This window comes from Pontibacter akesuensis, from assembly GCF_001611675.1.
In the GTDB taxonomy this organism is placed as follows: Bacteria; Bacteroidota; Bacteroidia; order Cytophagales; family Hymenobacteraceae; genus Pontibacter; species Pontibacter akesuensis.
Genome location: NZ_CP014766.1, coordinates 726,362 through 747,981, shown reverse-complemented (window position 1 = coordinate 747,981; position 21,620 = coordinate 726,362). Strand labels below are relative to the sequence as shown.

At 43.3% G+C, this 21,620-nt stretch carries 18 protein-coding genes; 14 read left to right on the top strand and 4 right to left on the bottom strand.

All coding sequences use genetic code 11. The annotated features are described in order from the left end of the window. Positions 1 to 48 precede the first annotated feature (48 nt). A complete protein-coding gene (locus A0W33_RS03085) occupies positions 49 to 843 on the top strand; it encodes a polysaccharide deacetylase family protein (RefSeq protein WP_068836810.1) in 795 nt (264 codons plus the stop codon). A gap of 294 nt (positions 844 to 1,137) precedes the next feature. Here A0W33_RS03085 and A0W33_RS03080 read toward each other — a convergent pair whose 3' ends face one another. After that, positions 1,138 to 1,662 (bottom strand): acyltransferase, encoded by a 525-nt coding sequence (locus A0W33_RS03080; RefSeq protein WP_082815113.1) that lies wholly within the window; start codon positions 1,660 to 1,662, stop codon positions 1,138 to 1,140. A gap of 414 nt (positions 1,663 to 2,076) precedes the next feature. On the opposite strand from A0W33_RS03080, the gene A0W33_RS03075 reads away from it, so the two are divergent. From A0W33_RS03075 to A0W33_RS03015, 13 genes are all read left to right on the top strand, one after another. After that, entirely contained in the window at positions 2,077 to 3,222 is a 1,146-nt protein-coding gene (locus A0W33_RS03075) for a glycosyltransferase family 4 protein (protein ID WP_068836809.1), read from the top strand. 83 nt (positions 3,223 to 3,305) lie between these two features. Further along, the gene (locus A0W33_RS03070) at positions 3,306 to 4,388 is read left to right on the top strand and encodes a glycosyltransferase (protein ID WP_068836808.1); all 1,083 of its coding nucleotides are present in this window, start codon (positions 3,306 to 3,308) and stop codon (positions 4,386 to 4,388) included. 218 nt (positions 4,389 to 4,606) lie between these two features. Then, entirely contained in the window at positions 4,607 to 5,440 is an 834-nt protein-coding gene (locus tag A0W33_RS03065; RefSeq protein ID WP_068836807.1) for a glycosyltransferase, read from the top strand. After that, positions 5,394 to 6,512 carry a glycosyltransferase gene (locus A0W33_RS03060; protein WP_082815111.1) on the top strand — a complete coding sequence of 373 codons (1,119 nt, stop codon included), beginning with the start codon at positions 5,394 to 5,396 and terminating at the stop codon, positions 6,510 to 6,512. Before A0W33_RS03065 ends, A0W33_RS03060 begins: the two co-directional genes overlap by 47 nt. Beyond that, complete coding sequence (locus A0W33_RS03055) at positions 6,493 to 7,473, top strand: GNAT family N-acetyltransferase (RefSeq protein ID WP_068836805.1); 981 nt, start codon at positions 6,493 to 6,495, stop codon at positions 7,471 to 7,473. The genes A0W33_RS03060 and A0W33_RS03055 overlap by 20 nt, the downstream gene beginning before the upstream one ends. Position 7,474: 1 nt before the next feature. Continuing rightward, positions 7,475 to 9,307, top strand: coding sequence for an asparagine synthase (glutamine-hydrolyzing) (gene asnB / locus A0W33_RS03050; protein WP_068836804.1), 1,833 nt, complete (start codon positions 7,475 to 7,477; stop codon positions 9,305 to 9,307). Between the two features lie 315 nt (positions 9,308 to 9,622). Further along, positions 9,623 to 10,822 carry a hypothetical protein gene (locus A0W33_RS03045; RefSeq protein ID WP_068836803.1) on the top strand — a complete coding sequence of 400 codons (1,200 nt, stop codon included), beginning with the start codon at positions 9,623 to 9,625 and terminating at the stop codon, positions 10,820 to 10,822. Beyond that, the gene (locus tag A0W33_RS03040; protein WP_068836802.1) at positions 10,822 to 11,811 is read left to right on the top strand and encodes a polysaccharide deacetylase family protein; all 990 of its coding nucleotides are present in this window, start codon (positions 10,822 to 10,824) and stop codon (positions 11,809 to 11,811) included. The genes A0W33_RS03045 and A0W33_RS03040 overlap by 1 nt, the downstream gene beginning before the upstream one ends. Before the next feature lie 389 nt (positions 11,812 to 12,200). Further along, positions 12,201 to 13,373 (top strand): glycosyltransferase family 4 protein, encoded by a 1,173-nt coding sequence (locus tag A0W33_RS03035; RefSeq protein WP_068836801.1) that lies wholly within the window; start codon positions 12,201 to 12,203, stop codon positions 13,371 to 13,373. Further along, on the top strand, positions 13,354 to 13,971 hold the full coding sequence (locus A0W33_RS03030) for a sugar transferase (RefSeq protein WP_308428435.1): 618 nt from the start codon (positions 13,354 to 13,356) through the stop codon (positions 13,969 to 13,971). Before A0W33_RS03035 ends, A0W33_RS03030 begins: the two co-directional genes overlap by 20 nt. A gap of 214 nt (positions 13,972 to 14,185) precedes the next feature. Beyond that, positions 14,186 to 14,782, top strand: a complete 597-nt coding sequence (locus A0W33_RS03025) for an acetyltransferase (RefSeq protein WP_068836800.1) — start codon at positions 14,186 to 14,188, stop codon at positions 14,780 to 14,782. Between the two features lies 1 nt (position 14,783). Further along, entirely contained in the window at positions 14,784 to 15,920 is a 1,137-nt protein-coding gene (locus tag A0W33_RS03020) for a DegT/DnrJ/EryC1/StrS family aminotransferase (RefSeq protein ID WP_068836799.1), read from the top strand. An 886-nt stretch (positions 15,921 to 16,806) separates the two neighbouring features. Then, a complete protein-coding gene (locus A0W33_RS03015) occupies positions 16,807 to 18,741 on the top strand; it encodes a nucleoside-diphosphate sugar epimerase/dehydratase (RefSeq protein ID WP_068836798.1) in 1,935 nt (644 codons plus the stop codon). A gap of 66 nt (positions 18,742 to 18,807) precedes the next feature. On the opposite strand, the gene A0W33_RS03010 is transcribed toward A0W33_RS03015, so the two are convergent. The 3 genes from A0W33_RS03010 to A0W33_RS03000 form a co-directional block, all read right to left on the bottom strand. Next, the gene (locus A0W33_RS03010) at positions 18,808 to 19,707 is read right to left on the bottom strand and encodes a flavin reductase family protein (RefSeq protein WP_068836797.1); all 900 of its coding nucleotides are present in this window, start codon (positions 19,705 to 19,707) and stop codon (positions 18,808 to 18,810) included. A gap of 177 nt (positions 19,708 to 19,884) precedes the next feature. Next, positions 19,885 to 21,156, bottom strand: coding sequence for a fumarylacetoacetase (gene fahA, locus A0W33_RS03005; RefSeq protein WP_068836796.1), 1,272 nt, complete (start codon positions 21,154 to 21,156; stop codon positions 19,885 to 19,887). A gap of 194 nt (positions 21,157 to 21,350) precedes the next feature. Further along, entirely contained in the window at positions 21,351 to 21,620 is a 270-nt protein-coding gene (locus A0W33_RS03000) for a NifU family protein (protein WP_068836795.1), read from the bottom strand.

The following is a 21,620-nucleotide window of genomic DNA, read 5'->3' as shown; positions in this document are numbered from 1 at the left end:
AGTACCGTATTATGTAATCTTGTTTAAACTAACTGATAATAGTTCAGAATGAATAAAATTGATGAGATACTGTCCTCTCGTAAAATAGTTACTTACCACAAGATTAAGCAGAAGAACAATCTGTTGAAGCATTTTGAGTTGTTTCAAAAAGAAAAAGTAGCTGTCACCGTCGATGATGGGGACGTCTCTTTTTATAGCTATATGTTCCCTCTGCTAAAGCAGAGCAGAATACCTGCTGTTTTATTTATCATAACTGAGCTAATTGATACGAACAAACCTTTTTGGTGGGATGAACTTGTGTATCTTCTCGGGGACACTGAAGGAGAAAAGAAAGTTTGGCAAGTTAAAGGTTGGACAAACAATGAGAGAGTTGAGTATCTAAAGAAACTTAGGGAAAAATCAGACAAACCGGCGCTTGAGCAAGTGCAGCTAACAACTGATCAGCTAAGAGAAATGCAAGAAGCTGGAGTTATCATAGCGAATCATTCCCATACGCATCCCATGTTTGATAAGTGTACTGCTGAAGAACTGAAGCAGGAATTTCATAATTCTAAAGCTTTCTTTCAGAAGCATGGGCTAGCTGGGTATGAATATTTTGCTTACCCAAATGGTAACTCGAGCGAGCTCGCAGAAAGAATTGCAATAGAGGAGGGCGTGAAAGCTATGTTTCTGTTTGACCACAAGTTACGAAGTAACATTAGTAATCCTTACCGCATTTCAAGGTTAAGTGTAACAGACCAGACAAGTATTAATAAGTTGCGCTTTATTCTCAGCGGTTGGCATTCAAAACTTCTGCCTTTCAGAAAAGATATTTATAGGATAGTAAGCAGAGTAAGGTCGTAGCTACAAAAAAATAAAGCTTTTCACCGCATATGCTAGCTAGAAAAGGAAATATAATAGATTGATACAAATCAGGTGTATTAACAAAACTGAATAAACTCTCTAGTTCTATGTATAAATTTAAGGATATGCATAACTAGTAAACTATATGCATAATGCTATTGTGCATATAGAGTATTGTTTTCGTACGTTATGAAATTTTTATTTACTAACTATACTTGAAGTTGAGTTGATGGGGGGATTAAGTACAATAGTTAGTGGCGTAATATAATATAAAGTGAGTCAATGGATGCCTGTTTAGCTTTTTCGTTCTTCTAGCACCTTCACAACTTTTGCAGGATTACCTACAGCTATAGTCCAAGCAGGAATGTCATTCACAACAAGTGAGCCTGCGCCTATAATAGCACCTTCACCAATCGTTACTCCAGGCATAACAATAGATCCCATTCCAACTACACAACCCTTTTTGAGGGTTACCGGGAGTTTATTATAACCAAGACTGTTGTAATCATCGTACTTATGGTAATTTGTCAGATCCCGTTTGTGACAAAGAATAAGGCATCTACTGGCTACCCAGACACTATCTTCGATGTAGATTAAAGAAGCATTGTGTACGTCAAAATATACATCATAGCCAATGGCTACGTTTTTTCCTATGTGGCATCCAATTAGTTTCCAAATTGCAGGCCTTAGCCCCAAGCTGATGCGGTCCAGTATAACCCAATTTTTTGAAATCTTAAACAGCCACCAATGAATTATCATTTCTGATTTCAAGTAGATGCCTCTAGGTATTTTTTTAAGGAGATTAACAATTCGCTTCATTATAGAGTAAAATTAATTGACAAATTTAGTAAATTATTTGTCTACTCATCTGAATTGAAGTTAGGGGGTGGTTTTAATGCCTAGATAATTCGAATGAAGAAGTTCTTTAGCTAACTTTGTGCCCAAAGGAAATAAGCTCCTCCAAATTATATGATTGTGCAGTGGTTAAAGTTTCTATAGCTTTTACTTTAAATATATAGACAAATATGAGTTCATTTAATTACATAACTAATCTAATAGGCTACAAACTTAAGTACCTGCTACTCCTGTTTTAATATGCCGACATTTTTTCAGCCAATATCTTCTAAAACGTACTGCACTGTCGTTATCCCCTTTTGTTGTTAATATAAAAGTGTGCAAAATAAACAGTTTATAAATCCTATGGCTGTAGCCTTATAGCCTTTACCACAAAAGATGAGTAGATTAAAAATTTTGATAGTCATTGATTCACTAGGTTCTGGAGGTGCGGAAAAATCAACCCAGGTACTATGTGAATTTTTAGTCCACGAGAAGGTCCCATTCGAGATTATTTGTTTAGATAAAAGAGATATTGGTGTACAGCAGGATATGATTTCTAAAGGGTATACTATTCATTTTATAAATACTCTTCAGTTCGTCAATCAAGTTAATTTTATAGCTGATCATATAAAGGGCTCAAATTTTACAGTTGTTCATTCAGTTCTTTTTCGGTCTAATATAAGAGTTAGGCTATGCAAGTTGAAGGTGAAATTTACACATTTAGAAAGTTTAGTAAACACTACATATGCCAGTCACAGATTTTTAGATCCAAGAGTTAACAAGTTAGGATTACATTATTACAAGATGATTGATAAGCTGACAGCTAAGCAGTATGTAGATCATTTTCATAGCATCACACGAGCAGTAAAACAGCATTATATACAGCAGTTAAACCTGCCATCTGACCAAATAACTGTTATCTATAGGGGAAGAAATGCAGAGCAAAAAGCTGAGAAGGTGGCAATGGCTGAGTTTGGATTTGAGGAGTCTGACTTTGTGATCGTTAATACAGGCAGGCACGAGTTCCAAAAAGGACAGATACAATTAATAAAGGCTATGAACACCCTTCTGGCGAGGGGGTATAAGAATATAAAGCTACTAGTATTAGGAAGAGATGGTAGCTGTACAGCAGCAATGAAAGCTTTTATTGAGCAAAATAATTTAGAATCTACCGTATGCCTTGCAGGATATCGACATAATGTACCTGAAATACTAAGTAGCTGTGACATATTCGCTTTTTCATCCTATTATGAAGGCTTAGGTGGAGCTGTAATTGAAGCACAAGCTGCAGGTCTTCCTGTTGTTTGCAACGATATTGATGTACTTCGGGAAGTAGTAGTTGAAGGAAAAAATGCTGCGTTTTTTGATTCAGATAATGTAGATTCTATTGTTGAGAAGATCTTGCTCTTCTATAATTCTCCTGAGTTGTGCCAAACTTATGCAAAAGGAAGTCGTGAAAATTTTGAAGCTAATTTCAATTTAGATTCAGTTCATCATCAAATGCTGGAGCTCTACAAGAACCTAAGTGCACAGTTGCATTAGAAATTTGGATGTTTCTACTCCACCTAAATTTATCACTCAAGTTATATGCCTTTAGTTGCTTTTGTGAAGCACTGAAAACTCCTATGAAGATACTGCAGTTAATACAAAAACCTCAACCAAGAGGAGCTGAAACGTTTGCCGCGCAATTATCCGACAATCTGGAACAACAAGGGCATTCATCAAAATTATTTGCATTGTTTGACAGTGGTGATGCCAACAAGTTCAATAGGAGCTATGTTCCTGTTAAAGCAAACGCTAGTACCCGATTGTGGGATAAAAAAGGATGGCGTTCTTTAGCTAATATTATAACGGAGGAAAATCCTGATGTTATTCAGGCAAATGCTGGTGATACATTAAAATATGCCGTTTTTTCAAAGTTACTATATAGATGGCGCCAACCCATTGTCTTTCGTAATGCGAGTACCTTAAGTTCTTATTTAAGAAACCCGCTCCAGAAATTTTATACGGGATTTTTATTGAGTCAAGTAGACGCTATCGCGTCTGTAAGTGAACATTCCAAGCAAGACCTTGTTAGGCTGTTTCCAAAGCTAGTAGAAAGGATTATCACCATTCCAATAGGACTAGAAGAAAAAGCCGCAACAAGTAATCCATTTCCAGCTTGGCCGAATGGTTGTGTAAACTTAGTACATGTAGGTGGGTTCTCCTTTGAAAAAAACCACAAAGGACTTCTTCGGATTTTTAAGAAAATCGTCACAGTAATACCGAGCACACACCTGTGGCTAGTTGGAGACGGACCATTGAAGTCGGAAATTGAAGCATTGGTTAAAGATTTAGGTCTTAAAGATAAAGTTACATTTACTGGGTTTGTTCAAAACCCATTAGACTATACTGCCCACGGAGATGCTTTATTACTGCCTAGCATTATAGAAGGGTTACCTGGCGTTATTCTGGAAGCAATGCTGTATGAAACTCCAGTTGTAGCAACCAAAGTAGGAGGGGTTGGGGAGGTAGTAATTAGCGACGAAACAGGATGGTTAGTTGATAAAGGAGATGAGGCAGGATTTGCTGATGCAGTTAGTAGTCTTTTAGAGAACAGCCAAAATACTGGTCGTATAGTTTCGAATGCTTCCTCACGCGTTAAAGAGCGCTATATGAATCAGGATATTGCACGACTATTTATAAATCTATATCACAAATTATTATAGTGGGTCATATATTATTTATAATCTTGAACTAAAAGTTTCAGAACTTAACTTAATCTCTAATTCATCATGGAATAATTGATTGGCTTTTATTTAGAATTAGCTAATATGTTTTTTAATATGGGTGCTAAAGACATGTTAGCGAATAAATAAGCTTGCTAGATACAGAAAATTTAAATAAAATTTATGATTAAAATAGTAAATTCATTTAATTCTAGATAATGGAGAAAATCGGAGTAGCAATTGTGACTTTTAACAGACTTGATTTTTTGCAGATTTGTTTAGATAAGATATCGAAGCAAACATACAAAAATTATGATATTGTAGTTGTTGATAATAATTCAACCGATGGAACAAAAGAGTTTCTACTTTCACATGATTTTCCTCAAGTTCACTTACCAGAAAATACTGGTCCAGCTGGAGGGTTTCATGAAGCGATCAAATTTTATCTTGAAAAAGATGGATATGATTATTTGTGGTTGATGGATGATGATGTTTTCCCTGCGAATGATTGTTTAGAGCAATTAGTTAATGCTGCGGAAGAAAATAAGCTAGTATACCCTTATATTAGGAATAAAGCCTGTCAGACACTGTGGTTTCCGGGCTGGTCAGGATTTCTGCTACCTGTTAAAATTGCTCATCAAGCAGGATTACCTAATAGAGATCTGTTTTTTTGGAGTGAAGATACGGAATACATACAGCATCGGATAGGTGATAAGTTAGATTGTAAAATTAAATGGGTTCCTAAAGCGAAAGTGGTCCACTTCACATCTAAATCTAGCAAGAAAAAGGCTTGGCTTTATTATTATCAAGTTAGGAACATGCTTTATGTGCTATTATATGTCAAGGACTTCACAGCCTTTAGAATGTACAAATTAATTAAGAACTGGTCAAAGCTACTTGGAGCAATCATTATCAAAGAAAATAATAAAGCTGAAAAACTAGAATGGTTTCTTCGAGGAACTGTTCATGGAGTAACCAAAAAATTAGGAAAAACCATTGATCCTCATGTTGGAAAAGGTAAAAATTCTTCACATTATAAAGTCTCTAGGTAGAGGAGGTGCAGAAATGTTGCTACCAGAAACACTTAAATACCACGATAAACATAAATTTGAATTTCATTATATCTTTTTCCTCCCCTGGAAGAACCAAATGGTGGAAGCCATTGAAATACACAGTGGTAAAGTGACCTGCTTAGAAGCCTCCAATAATATACAGATATTTCAGAAAGTTCCTGCGCTGATTCAATACATACGGCAGCACCGCATACAATTAATTCATTGTCATTTGCCTTGGGCAGGAATTGCTGGCAGGATAGCTGCTAAAGCGGCTAATGTACCTGTTGTGTATACTGAACATAACAATTTCTCGCGTTACCACAGCCTTACCAAGATTGCCAGTAGGCTTACCATGCAGCTTAACCAGCTGATCATTCCGGTTTCCGGAGATGCTGAGCAGGCTTTAAGGAAGTTTGTTAGCGACGCTAAGCTAAAACTGATTCTGAATGGTGTGGATACAGTTGCTTTTACGCGTAATAACGAAAAGCAGGACCTGCGCCGGGAGCTAAACATTCCGGAAGAACACATCGTGGTGACCACAGCAGCTGTATTTCGGGAACAAAAGAGACTGGATAATTTTATCAAGATAGCAAAGGGCGTTTCAGCCAAATTTAAGAATGTTAGCTTTGTTTTAGTAGGTGACGGGCCTGAGAAAGAGAAGATACTTGAACTTTCTAAACCCTTGCTCACAGTAGGTAACATATATTTTGCAGGCTTGCAGCAGAATGTAAAACCTTACTTTAACATAACAGATATCTACCTGATGACCTCTGACTTTGAGGGACTACCTATTGCCTTGCTGGAAGCCATGAGTATGGGGTGTGCCGTGGTAGCAACAAGTGTGGGTGGGATTCCGGAAGTGATAGAAAATGGAGTGTCGGGGTTGCTAAGTCAGGCTGGTGATGTGGATAGCCTGGAAAAAGATGTAACTTTGTTGATTGAAAACAAAGATATGCGCGTTGACCTTGCTATTAAAGCTCGGGAAAGAATTGTGCAGCATTTTAGCATGAAAAAAATGGTGCAGGAGTTGGAAGACGTGTACAGGCAATATGCAAAGGATAGAGTATAATATACGAGTAGCAATAGAGGAGGATATTCCGGCTATACTTGAGCTTTTTGAACTTTCATTGGGTACTGAGGGGGGAGCGCCTGTTGCCTCTTTCTGGAGGTGGAAGCATATAGATAATCCATTTGGTGCATCTCCTGTTCTGTTAGCTTTTGATGAGGATAAACTCATTGGCTTACGCGCATTTATGCGATGGCAATGGGCATACAAAGAGCATGTACTTCCAGCCTTCAGAGCGGTTGATACCGCGACACACCCTGATTATCGCGGCAAGGGAATCTTCTCCAAGCTCACAAAAGCATTGATTGAAGAGCTAAAACGTACAGAATCTTCCTGTTTCATTTACAACACACCCAATAGTCAGTCTAAACCCGGCTACCTGAAAATGGGCTGGAGTGTTTTAGGAAAGCCTGCCGTAATGGGCAGTGTGGCATTTGCTTTTAGTGCTAACGCTGAGCAAAAGTTTATCGCTTTTCAGAATGAGCTACAACAGGTAGACTTTCTGACATTGCCATTTAAACCTGCCACTTCGAATGGACAGGTTCATACAAATCACTCGCTTCTGTATTACAAGTGGCGTTACCAAAGTATCCCGGAAATTCCTTATGGATCTTTTATCTATAAGTACAGCGGAAAAACACTTATGCTCTTCTTCCACCTGAAAAATAGAGGTAAGTTTCATGAGTTACGGATATGTGATGAACTCTGGTCTGATGGTTTGCCAGAGAAAAAGGTAGCCTTGCAGGCGTATCACAAACTTGCAGGTAAGTTAGGGACTCCTGTCATCAGCTTTATTCCGGGGCAGGAGCTGAGCGTATGGCAGCAGTTAGCCTATAGAGCTTTCTCCTTAAAAAAGTATGCTCCCGAAATCACGGTGCGAGAAGTTAATAATGCAGAGCTTATAGCTTCTGTTCAAAACATAGATAATTGGTCATTCAACCTGGGCGACCTGGAGCTATTTTAATATGTGCGGAATTTTTGGGAAAGTAGGCGCTTTAAGAGAGCGAGACATGCAGGTAGCAGTTGAAATGCTGTGCCACCGGGGCCCGGATGGTCAGGTTCACAAAACCTATGCACCACATGTGCACCTTTTTCATGCAAGGTTAAGCATAGTAGATATAGAAGGCGGATCACAGCCAATGGATGATGCGGATTTCGCTATTATTTTCAACGGTGAAATCTACAATCACCAAGAACTGCGGGAGAAGTTTAACCTCACAGGCAAAACGCGTTCTGATACCGAAACAGTACTGCTCCTGTACAGGCAGCTTGGGCTTGACATGTTACAACACATGGATGGCATGTTTGCCATTGCCTTGTATGATAAGCAACAAGGGAAAGTATGGCTCATGAGGGATAGGGCAGGTAAAAAACCGCTATACTTTTCTGTGGCATCAGATGGAATCTATTTTGGCAGCGAACAGAACCTGCTGCAAAAAATATTGAGGCCGGCAGTTCACCTTCCAGCTATCGCAGAATACCTGCAAACAGGGATGGTGTATGGCGCGGAAACAGCTTATAAGGGGATACATGAATTAAAGCCCGGCCACCTCACGCAAATTGATGTGCAGCAACTCACCATCTCAGAGCAGCAACAGTGGTGGTCAATTGAGCCATTCTATGAACAGACGCTTAATATTTCAGAGCAGGAGGCGTTAGAGTTGGTAGACCAGAAGCTAAAGGTGGCAGTGAAAAGACGGGTGGAGAGTAGTGATTTGGAAGTAGGCTGCTTTCTTAGTGGTGGTATCGATAGTGGCATTATGGCTGCTATGGCTACGCAAATAAAACCTGATTTAAGAACGTTTACCGTAAAATTTGCAGGAGAGTATGATGAATCAGCCGTTGCTCGACAGGTAGCAAATCATCTTGGAACGAATCATCAGGAACTGGAGGTGTCTTATGATCAGCTGACAGCTGATTTTGAGAAGATTGTGAGCGCCTATGGCGAGCCTTTTATGGATGACTCGCAGATACCATCTTTTTACGTGGCCAAAGAGGCAAAGAAGCATGTAACAGTCATTATTAACGGTGACGGAGGAGATGAGCTTTTTGGAGGCTACAGAAGGTACGTTCCTTTTGCACACCCAATTTTTAGAAACGGTCTAGTAAAAGGTGCTTCTAAAGCCATGGCACCACTACTTCCCGCTCCAGCTTCTAAAATGAACCTGTACAACTATCTGTACCGCCTTGTAAAGTTAAGTAGCTTAAATAGCTATGAGCAGTATCTTAGTGCAAGTACGGATATGTTGTTTGATTATAAAAGCGCCTTTAATTTACAACCAGCGGAAATGTTCGAGCAGCAGGTTGAAAGCAATTTCAAGAGGAACATCTCTGGGCTAAATAAGATCATGCTCACTGATTTCCAGAGTATTTTGCCGTATATTCTATTGAAGAAGATAGATATTAGTTCCATGCAAAGTTCGCTGGAAGGCAGGTCTCCTTTTTTATCTAAAGAGATTATGGAATTTGCTCCTAGTCTGCCAGACAACCTGAAGGTAAGGGGTGGTACAACGAAGTACCTGTTGCGAAGACTGGCCACACGCTACCTCCCAAACGGAAATGAAAAACTTCCAAAGAAAGGATTCGAAGTGCCTATCATAAACATGATAGAAAACGATTTGCAGCCCATTTTACGAGATTACCTTAGCAGCAGCGATTGTATTTACAAAGAAGTACTGGATCCAATACTAGTTATGAAGCTGCTTGAAGATAAAGTTACTATGTCAAGAGATAAGAGAGCAAAGATTCTTTTTAGCCTTTTAACATTGGAAATTTGGAATAAGAACCAGAAGAAGTAAGAATAATTCCTGCTTTATTGATTTTTGAAAAAAACGGCTTTCAGTATATCACACATAGATTTTATTTAGGCCTGTTTGCTGAATAAGCCACGGCTTACCTATACTAGAAGCAGAATAAATAAGCAATTAGTATAGATTCCCCTCCTTGGAGGGGCTAGGGGTGGGTTAATTACCATTATTATAAACTTTAGCACTTGAGATAAATGCCTGATGCTACTCAAGAATGAGATATAATGGCTATTGTTGGTACAAAGCTGAAATGGTAGCATGTTGAAGTAAGAAAGGCTAATTGGGGATATTAAATCAGCTTAGAAAATGATAGGTGCCATAATTCTAATACTTGTATTATTTGCAATAAATCAGCCAATACTAGGATACTTTAAAAAAAAGTATTCTTTTATTTCTATAGAACTGCTGAACAAACTTTATTTTTTTCATTTGTTATTCTGGTTTATTTACTACCTCTATGCATCTTATAATCCTTCAGATTCAATAAGATACTATAAATATACTGTTTCATATAATAGTGTTTTTATTTCCTATGGTACAGATACAAAATTTATTGAATTCATTGCTTCCCCTTTCATTAATGGCCTGGGATTCTCTTATGAAACCGCAAATGTTTTGTTCTCTTGGTTCGGCTACTTAGGATTTATATATTTCTATATTTTTTTTAAGGAAAATATAAGATCAAATATTAAATTTTATGACTTTGACTTAGTTGTATTGTTGCTCTTTCTTCCGAATATGCATTTTTGGACAGCCTCCTTAGGTAAGGGTTCTATAATCTTTTTAGGAATTGGATTATTTACTTATGCAATGCGATTTCCAAAGCAACGGGCATTGTCCTTGATTTTAGGGTCCTTCATAGTATATAGTATAAGGCCACATATGTTCCTTTTTCTTGGAGTTGGTGCCGTTGTAGGTTTTTTTACCGGTCAGGAAAGAGTTCCGCTTTATCAAAAAATTTTTGTTTATTTAGCCTTTGCTGGTACTTTAGCCTTGTCGTATGAAGAGATTTTAGCAGTAGCAAACATTAGTGTGGAAAATCCTTTGGAGAGTTTTGATAGTTTCGCCGCTGACCGTGCAGAAGATCTGGCTAAAGCAGGCTCGGGAGTGGACATGACTAGCTATCCGCTCCCTCTAAAGCTATTCACTTTCTGGTTTAGGCCTCTTTTCTTTGATGCTTCTGGAGCACTTGCTTTATATATTTCTCTTGAGAACCTATTATACCTATTGTTGACGTGGAAACTAGTGGATAAAGGTTTTATTCCCTTCCTGAAGAAGTCATCTTCTATGGTTAAGATGAGTCTGGTGATATTTATCTCTTCTTCTATTGCCCTATCTTTCGTGATGGCAAACTTAGGCATTGTTATCCGACAGAAAAGTCAGGTGATGTACTTTCTTTTCTTCGTTATCCTCGCTTTCATGGAATTTAAGCAGCGTAAAAGTTCTGGATCAATAGAAGAAGAAGCAGCTAAAATTATCACACAAAAGCGTTTACGAGTAGTATAATGATACAAAATATTCCCGTATTTAACATTTCCCTGGACTTTGAGCTGTACTGGGGAGTATTTGATAAAGTACCGCTAGAGGAGAAGCAGCAATACTTTAGCAACACCCGGAATGTCATACCACAACTGCTGGAGCTATTTGCACAGGAAGAGGTGCATGTTACGTGGGCAACGGTGGGAATGCTTTTTGCGCAGGATTGGGAGGAGTGGCAGGAACTGGCGCCACTAGAAAAGCCAACTTACATAAACCGTCGTCTTTCCGCCTACAGTCAGAAAGCACTTCATGGGCAGCAGGAGTTACAGCCTTTCTTTTTTGCTCCGGAGCTTGTAAAACAAGTGGCAGAAGCTCCTCACCAGGAGCTGGCAACCCATACCTTCTGCCATTACTACTGCAAAGAGGAAGGGCAGACGATTGTTCAATTCCGCAGCGATCTACAAGCTGCAAAGCAGATTGCTGCGCGTTTAAATGCTCCGATGCGTTCACTAGTTTTTCCGCGTAACCAGTATAATGAAGAGTATCTTAAGGTTTGTTTGGAGGAAGGTATAACCAGCGTGCGTTCTAATCCCAAAGACTGGTTCTGGAAGGATACAGTGCAAGACAAATTGCTGAACAAAATCTTCCGAACAGGGGATGGGTATTTCTCATTAGGCCAGCGAACATCTTTTCCGCTTTCTTCCCTATCCAGAGAAAAGGGTATGCCGTTGTCCATACCTGCCAGCCGATTTCTAAGGCCAGTTGGAAATAAGCCATTCTTAAATGAGCTTCGGCTAAAGCGCATCCTGAAGGAGATGACGGAAGCTGCCAAGCGAAAGGAATGCTATCATTTGTGGTGGCACCCACATAACTTTGGGGATTTCCCGGAGCAGAGTATGGCTGACCTAAAGGTGATCATCAATCATTATAAGAAGCTGCAGGAGCAGTATGGAATGGTGAGTATGACGATGCAGGAGATTCAGGAATATGTGGAGGTGGGGGAGCTGGCATTGTAGTTTATCTGGTAAATAGGCAAAAGGTATCATTTTATATTGCTGGCGCGAATCTTCAGATTCGGGACGTTGGGTGAAGGTGGAGTTTCTAGCTCCAGTGGCCCGTGGCAAGCTGGTACCACGAGTGTAGCCTTCAGCTGTTCTAAGCCAAAGTATAAGCACTTCTCAATGGAAGGAGAGGTATTTACCTTATTTCGGATAAATATCTCCTTTCGTCGAGGTGACAATGTTTGTTGAGGTAACTAGGTTATATGCCAGATAGGAGGTTTGTAGCATGTGGCAACGATTCGTAGGTAATTTTAATACATTCGCTGCTAATTCCTTAACTTTGCACAAAATGATATTCTCCACCCTCCACTGTTATTAGGGGAGGGCTGGGGAGGAGTAACAATATGATTAAACTCTTCCGTATTACCACCGTGCCGCTTTCCTTGCAAAAGCTCATTTCGGGGCAGCTGCCCTTCATGCGCTCGAGGGGCTTTGAGCCACTAATGCTCTCGGCAGATGGACCCGAGGCGGAGGCAGCCAAAAGGGAACAGAAGAGCCCGCTGGTAGTGGTGCCCATGACGCGGAAAGTTACCCCGGTACAGGACCTGAAGTCGCTTTGGGCCTTTTACAAACTGTGCAAGAAACACAAGCCGCAAATTATTCATTCACATACACCAAAGGCGGGCATTGTAGGTATGTTAGGCGGAAAGTTGGCCGGTGTGCCAATAAGACTACATACGGTGGCTGGGCTTCCATTGATGGAGGCAACCGGAACGACGCGCCGTGTGCTGGAACTGGTAGAGAAAATTACCTATGCCTGTGCCACTAAAGTATATCCTAACTCCATCAATCTGAAGGAATTCATACTGGAAAGTGGCTTCTGTGGCTCTGACAAGGTTAAAGTAATTGGCAATGGCAGCAGTAATGGTATCAACACTGGCTTCTTCAGCATAGATGCGCTGGAATATGAAAAGCTGCTGGTATTACGGCAGGAGCTAAATTTACAACCGGAAGATTTTGTTTTTGTCTTTGTTGGACGACTGGTGAAAGATAAGGGCGTGAAGGAGTTAATCGCAGCTTTTAAAGCCTTGCAGGTAAAGCATTCTCATCTTAAGCTTCTACTAGTAGGACCTCTGGAGCAGGACCTGGATCCGCTGCCGGAGGAGACGCTGCAGGAAATTGCCCAGAATTCTGCCATTCTTTCAGTTGGCTACCAAAATGACGTGCGGCCTTACCTTGCCATAAGTCAGGCATTGGCTTTTCCGTCTTACCGAGAAGGTTTTCCGAATGTGCCGATGCAGGCGGGTTGTTTTAATCTGCCTAGTGTTGTTACAGACATCAATGGCTGCAACGAGATTATTGCAGATGGCGAAAATGGCTTGATTATACCTCCCAAGAACACAGTAAAGCTACAGAAGGCGATGGAGCGGCTGGTGGAGGACAAGCAACTGTATGCACATCTTAAATCAAACGCTCGAAAAATGATTGTGGCGCGTTATGACCAGCAACATTTTTGGGAGCTGTTGTATCAGGAATATCAGGAACAATTGGAAAAGCATGAAGTGGCTGTATCGTAATTTCTTTAAGCGCGCATTTGATTTCGTACTTAGCGTGGCGGCTTTTATCGTGCTGTTGCCTGTTTTCCTGGTAGTGACGTTGCTGTTGGCCATAGCCAATGATGGAAAGCCTTTCTTTTTGCAGCCACGACCGGGCAAGCATGGGAAGATTTTTCGCGTTATCAAGTATAAAACAATGAACGACCAGAAAGACGCGCAGGGTAACTTGCTGCCTGATGAGGTGCGCCTGACGCCGGTGGGAAAGTTTGTGCGGAAGACTTCGCTAGACGAGGTGCCCCAGTTGCTGAATGTGATCATAGGGGATATGTCGTTAATTGGTCCGCGGCCATTGTTGGTGGAGTACCTGCCGCTCTATAATGCCGAGCAAAACAGGCGACATGAGGTGAGGCCGGGTATAACAGGATGGGCACAGGTAAATGGCCGCAATGCCATCAGTTGGAATGCCAAATTTGCCTATGATGTGTGGTACGTAGATCACATTTCTTTCCTGCTGGATTTGAAGATTATCTTCATGACAATCAAGAAGATATTTATTTCAGAAGGAATAAGTGCAGAAGGAGTGGCCACGATGCCAAAGTTTCAGGGGAATGAGCGGTAAGGAGATGCTGTTGTTGACTGCCCGCAATTAATTTACATAATATTGTTGTTTTATCTGACCGAAAGATCCAACCACCCCTAACCCCTCCTTTTCTAAGGATGGGAATTTTACAGCCGGAGAATACCTCGCAGGGTGCGCAGCTCCTGCGAGCGTCTGATCAATTAGGCCACGCCAAGATCAAGCTTTTCAACTTATAACTCTAAACTACCTTCAGATGTACTTATACGGAGCAAGCGGCCATGCTAAAGTGATCATTGACATCCTACAAGGAACAGGTGTGGCAGTGGAGGGGCTGTTTGACGACAACCCAGACTTGAAAATGCTTGGCGGTATCCAAGTGCTTGGTAAGCTTACAGCTGAAAAGCAGCTACATGCACCGCTCCTGATCAGTATCGGCAACAACAGCATTCGGAAAAGAATTGCAAGGTCTTTAAAGGTGGAATTCAAGCAGGCTATAGATAAAACTGCTATCTTGTCACCGTCTGCACGTATTGGAGCTGGAACGGTGGTGATGCAGGGAGCCATTCTGCAGGCAGATGTTGAAGTAGGGAAACATGCCATTATTAATACAGGCGCTAAAGTAGACCATGACTGCGTAGTTGGCGATTTTGCTCACATTTCGCCGGGTGCCATACTTTGCGGAAATGTGTCAGTGGGCGAAGGTACCTGGGTTGGAGCAGGAGCCGTGGTGATTCCGGGTGTAAAGATTGGAAAGTGGTGCCGGATAGGAGCAGGAGCCGTGGTTATACGCGACCTGCCTGATAATGTCGTAGCCGTAGGCAACCCAAGCAAGATTATAAAACATTGTTAATATGAATGAAAAAATATGGCTCTCTTCGCCCCATATGGGCGATAACGAGTTCAACTTTGTAAAAGAGGCTTTTGATACGAATTGGATTGCGCCACTCGGACCAAATGTGGATGGTTTTGAGAGGGATCTGGCAGTTTATTTAGGCGAGGATGTGCACGTTGCCGCCTTAAGCTCTGGAACAGCTGCCTTGCATTTAGCCCTGATCATACTTGGTGTGCAGGCTGGGGATGAGGTGATCTGCCAGACCATGACCTTCTCTGCCTCGGCCAACCCAATTGCGTACCAAGGCGCTACGCCTGTTTTTGTGGATAGCGAGGCGCAGACCTGGAACATGTCGCCGCGCTACTTGGAGGCAGCTATACTTGATCGGATTGAGAACGGTAAAAAGCCGAAGGCCATTATTGTGGTGCACCTGTATGGTATGCCCGCTCAGATGGACCGCATCATGGAGATTGCCGATAAGTATGGGATTCCGGTGGTGGAAGATGCGGCGGAGGCGCTGGGTTCGTCTTATAAAGGACGTAAGCTTGGCACATTCGGCGCCATGAGCATCCTATCGTTCAATGGAAACAAAATTATCACCACATCGGGCGGCGGGGCACTGGTTTCAAAAAATGAGGAATGGATAAAGAAGTCACGCTTCCTGGCAACTCAGGCCCGCGATGCAGCACCGCATTACCAGCACTCAGAGATCGGTTATAACTACCGCATGAGTAATATATGTGCAGGTATTGGCCGTGGACAGATGGAAGTACTGGAGCAGCGCGTAGCGAAGCGCCGCAGCAATTATGAATTCTACCAGGAAAAGCTAGCTGATTTTGCTCCCATAACTTTTTGCAAAGAGCCGAATAAGGATTATTACTCCAACAGGTGGCTCAGTACGATACTAGTTGATAGCGAAAATGGTGTTGACCGGGAAGCACTGCGGTTGCACCTGGAAAAAGTGAACATCGAATCGAGGCCGCTGTGGAAGCCGATGCACCTGCAGCCTGTCTTTGAAGGCACTCCTTTCTATGGCGACGGAACTAGTGAGCGTCTGTTCGAAACCGGCTTGTGTCTGCCCTCCGGTTCAAACCTTTCAGATGAAGACCTGGAGAAAGTGGTAGCCCAAATGGAGCAGCTGTTGCAAACTGTATAGCCAGCAGTCAATGTAAAACATGAGGCCCCTGCTACGTTTGCGTAGCAGGGGCCTCATGTTTTAAGTTCTTTTTGCAGTTTAAGTGGGAGCAAAGTATGGCTCTACGGCTGTCTTAAAATTTGATTAGGAATAAATGACGGTTTTGATTTAGAAAAAGCCACCCCCTGTCCCCTTTAAAGAGGGACTTTTTCTGGAAATGTAAAATAGAGTTTACGATTTACGGATTTTGTGCGTCCCCTTTGAAGGGAGTAGGGGGATGTTTACACCTGCTGGCTTTACAAAAGTTGGGATGCTGATATCCAGTCATTGAGACAGAAGCCCTCTCTCTATTCCCCAAACCTATCCATCAGAAAGATTTAATTCTTTCATAATTCTGAATTATACTATCGAGGTAGGTTTTATTCGTTTAGTAAGTCGGCGTAAGTGTCTGTTGCAACATAGAGGTGTGGTGCCAAGCCCTTTTCCTATTTAAGAACAGGTGCGGCCGTTGCGCAGAATATAGCACAAATTTAATAGGTTGAATATTTAGAAGTGACAGTGGGAATCAATACGCTTCCTGAAATGTCTAGGAGTGCCATGTTATGCCTACATATGTTAATTACTTGTGCACCGGTCATTTACAATTTACCTGGCCGCAAAAGCCAAGACTATGTATGCAGGTATAACTAAACTTAAGCCGTTGCGTTGATATTAACTAAATTGCATATGTTTGCGCATATATAAAACTATAATAAGGTGAAGTTCATCATCTTTTGTGGGAATATTGTTAACTTTGAAATTAGTAAAGTTCACAGAGTGGAAGAATAGGTTTACAAAGAATTACAGTTTTAAATTCATTCTATTGCGCTGGCATAGGTGGGTTTTATAAACTGTATAGAACTGGTATATGAAAATATTACTTAATAAGTCGCTTCCTAAATGGATAGTGCTTTTAATTGACCAGCTGATCATGAGCTGGTCTTTTGCTCTTTCTTTTTTTGTAATCAAGCAGTTTGAGTTTGAGGAGATTATGCGTGGCCATTTCCTGATTTATGTCGGGCTTTTTGGACTCGTGTCTTTAATCACCTTCTACAACATGCGGGTGCATACGGGCCTGATCCGGTATTCGAGTATTTACGACATTTACCGTATTTTCTCGGCAGTGTTCGTTGCCAGCCTTATTTATGGGGCGCTCATTGGCCTTTGGATAGCCCCCATGTATGGCATCGACTCGGTTAATATTTACCTGGTGCTGCTCATCAGCTTTTTTATATCCTCTACCTTGCTTACCGTGGTGCGCATGGGAGCAAAGGCCCTTTTTATCTTTATCAAACGCAGCAATGTAGGAGAGCGTGAAAGGGTGCTGATATATGGTGCTAACGGCTTTTCTATCATCCTGAAGCAGGCCTTGGAGGCCGGCGGCATGGGCAAGTTTGATATTTCCGGTTTCATCGATGATAATCCGAGCAAGACAAATAAGGATATTCACCAAAAGCGGGTTTACCACACCAGTGCTATTACAAAGCTGCAGCGAAAGCAGCAGATAGACAAACTGGTTGTTTTTTCTGAAGACCTGAAAGCTGATAACCTGAAACTCTTCATCGAGACTTGTGTGGAGTTGGGCATCAAGGTACAGACCGTGCCGCCTACTGAGCAGTGGATGTCGGGTCAGTTGAGCCTGAACCAGATGAAGGACCTCAAGATCGAAGACTTGCTGCAGCGCCCGCCAATTGTGATAGAGAATGGCCGTATCTCAAGCGATCTGCGCGGCAAGCGTGTGCTGGTAACGGGCGGTGCCGGCTCCATAGGCTCAGAGATCGTACGCCAGGTATTGAGCTATAAGCCAGAAATCGTTATTGTTTGTGATCAGGCGGAATCGCCGCTGCATGAACTGCAACTGGAAATGGAGGAGCAGTTTCCCGAGGCAAAAATAGCCTTGTATATCGGGGACATCACCAACTCCACGCGCATGTACTCGATGTTCAAAGAGTATCAGCCAGATATTGTTTATCATGCGGCCGCTTACAAGCATGTGCCGATGATGGAAAACAACCCCTGCGAAGCTATACTTACCAATGTGCTTGGTACAAAGAATCTGGCAGACCTTTCAATGGCCTTTGAGGTAGAGAAGTTTGTGATGATCTCCACGGACAAGGCAGTGAACCCAACCAACATCATGGGTACTTCCAAGCGCATTGCTGAGATTTACATTCAGTCGTTGAACGGCCTTAACCAGAAGAAAGTAAACGGAAACAGCCATCCCTATACACAGCCAATACAGACCAAATTTATAACCACCCGATTCGGCAATGTATTGGGTTCTAATGGCTCAGTAATTCCGCGTTTCAGACAGCAGATCGAGAAAGGCGGGCCACTGACGGTGACGCACCCGGATATCACCCGCTATTTCATGACCATACCTGAGGCGGTGCAGCTGGTGCTGGAGGCTGGTACGATGGGCAGGGGAGGCGAAATCTTTATCTTCGATATGGGCGAGCCTGTGAAGATCGTGGACCTTGCCAAAAAGATGATCCGTCTGGCTGGTTTACTGCCGGATGTGGATATTCCCATCTCCTTTACCGGTTTACGGCCAGGTGAGAAGCTGTATGAGGAGCTGCTGAATGAGGAGGAGCAGACCATCCCTACCCATCACAGCAAGATCAAAATTTCGAAAGTACGCGTGTACAAGTATGACGACGTGGTGAGCGATATTGACGAGCTCATGATGCTGAACAAGAACAAGGATGAGCGGCAGGTGGTGCGGAAGATGAAGCAGATCGTGCCGGAATACATCAGTAAGAACTCCCGATTCGAAGAACTGGACCTGCAGTTGAATAACTAAGATTTTAAGCTAAAAAGGCAAAGGCCACTCCATGGAGTGGCCTTTGCCTTTTTAGCTTTTGCTTACTTACCTGCCTAGCAGTAACACTTTCCAGGCATCGTTTACCTGGTTTGCCTCTAAAAGTTTCTTGCCAAGTATTTCCATCTCGATTTGCAGCTTCTCAGGTTCTGCTTTATACTTGTTCAGGGTATAGCTAACCAGGGGATCTGATTTAAAGGCTTCGACTTCTGCTGCTGATGGCATGGCCTCTGTATTTGCCAGGCGCGCCAAATTATTACCTGTTAGCAAGCTGCTGTTTCGGATAAAGCCCGGCAGCTGATCAATGCCCATGCCTTTGTTGCGAATAGGCTTGGGCAGTTCAAAAATGCTGTCGCCATTGGCACGGATGTAGTAATCGCCGCCCATGCGGGCTACCGCATCCAGTTTATAGGGATCGATCTTCCCTGTGCCGTCAAGTATACTTTCCGCTATGTGCAGCAGCAGCACCTCACAAATCACCAGGTTTCCTGCGCCTCCTTCGGGCCCCAGTTTAATCACGTCGGTTACTTTGCATTCCAACGCTACAGGAGCCTCCTGCACGCGCGGGGGCTTCACCAGTACCGACGCCTCCGGTGTCAATCCGGCTTTGATAAATTCGTTTATGCCCTGCTCATACTCAGTGCTCGCCAAGGACATCTGCTCCACGATAGCATAGTTGGCAATGTTGATGACCACCTCCCGCGTCTCCAGTACATTTTCCAGGGTATGTTTGGAGGAATTGTCGCGGATGCGGCTGAGGGGAGAGAAGATAAGCACAGGCGGGTTTGAGCTGAACATGTTAAAGAAGCTGAAAGGACTCAGGTTCACGTCTCCGGCGGCATTAACAGTGCTGGCGAAAGCAATGGGGCGCGGTGCCACAGCGCCGGAAAGCAAGCCGTACACTTCTGCCGTAGTCGCTTCTTTTGGGTTGATTGTTCTGATGCTCATAAAGCGTGTGCTGGTGGGAAAGCTTTTTATAATTTGTGATTTTCCAAAAACGGAGTGAAAGCTGCTATGGCAGGACTTGCATCATTGAAACTCACTTCAAATTTCTTTAGCACAAGGTTTGCCTGCAACGGGTTTCTACCTCTTCGCAAAAAAAGAATAACTAGTTCCGGATAACCTTTAAAATGCCGGAAGCACCTGCGTTCTCACCTCTCCAAAACCGATCCGGATACCGTTGCGTTCGCCATGCGCGCGCATGATCACCGTGTCACCATCCTGTATAAACCCGCGGCTAGTCCCATCCGTTAGCTGCAACGGGTTTGTGCCACGCCAGGTAAGTTCCAGCATGGAGCCGTAGGAGCCTTTGTCCGGACCGCTGATGGTGCCGGAAGCATAAAGGTCGCCCACCTGCAGGTTGCAGCCGTTGCTGGTCTGGTGCGCCAGTTGCTGGTTCATGTTCCAGTACAGGTGCCGGTAGTTCGTTTGACAGATGCTGTTTTCTGCGGCTCCCTCGGGCTGCAGCAGCACCTCCAAGTTAATATCGTAGTGGTGGTGGCCGGTAAACTCAAGGTAGGGGAGTGGCTGCGGGTCCTGCACCGGGCCCTTCACTTTAAATGGCTCCAGTGCATCCAGCGTTACCACCCAGGGTGATAAGGACGAGGCAAAGCTCTTAGCCAAAAACGGTCCCAGTGGCACGTACTCCCATGTTTGAATATCGCGGGCCGACCAGTCATTAAGCAGCACCAGCCCGAAGATGTACTCATCTGCTTCGTTAGGAGAAATACTTTGCCCAAGCTGCGTTTCTCTGCCTGTGATGAAGGCAACCTCCAACTCAAAATCGAGCATTCGGCTGGGACCAAAAACAGGAGCATCCGCATCGACTGCCTTTGTTTGCCCTTTCGGACGGTAAATAGGCGTGCCGGAAGGGACAATGGAGGAGGCGCGGCCGTGATAGCCGATCGGAATGTGTTTCCAGTTCGGCAGGAGCGCATTCTCTGGATCACGAAACATGGAGCCCACATTGCGGGCATGCTCCATACTGCTGTAGAAGTCAGTGTAGTTGCCTACTTTCACGGGCATGTGCACTTCTGCGTCCCGCTGCAGCACCAGGCATTCCCGGATTAGATCACTATCGCCGCTTATTTCCTCATTATCATTGCGCAGCAGCTCGGAAACACGGTTCCGGACGGCCCGCCAAACGGGTCTGCCAAGGGCAATGAAGTCGTTCAGGCAAGGGCGGTGAAACACGTTTGGGTCCATGTCGATCAGATTAAAGAAATCCCGACGCCCCAACACACACAAATCCAGAATATAGTTGCCGATGGCCACACCCACGCGTGGATCACGCTCTGGGGTGCTGAAAATGCCGAATGGAAGATTCTGAATCGGGAAATCGCTGCTGGCGTCAATCTCAATCCAGGAATGAAGGGCGGGGTCATTGGCTTTGATCATAGTTCGGTGCAGGAATTTAGCTACACAAATATAGCTTTTTTGCCCGCTTTATAAAGCCGGTTTTCTCTGAGGCGGTATTATTTAGAAGCAGTCCTGCGCAAAGGCCGAGCGAAGCAGCATCGGCTGAAGGAGAAATAAAAAAGGTGTGGCTACGCGAACGTAACCACACCTTTTTTATTTTATGAATACTTATTCTATACTTCCGTCGGCATCACATTCACGGCCTCTACGGCTTTTATCTCAGGCACAGCCTTCAACACTGCCTGTTCTACTCCAGCCTTCAAGGTCATGGTAGACATGGGGCAGGAGCCGCAGGCACCCAGCAGTTCCAGTTTCAGAATCATTTCGTCTGTTACCTCCAGCACCCGCACGTTGCCGCCGTCTGCCTCCAGGTAAGGTCTGATCTGGTCGAGGGCTGATTCGATGCGAAGCAAGAAGTCTTGATCTACGTTTGTGACTGCCAT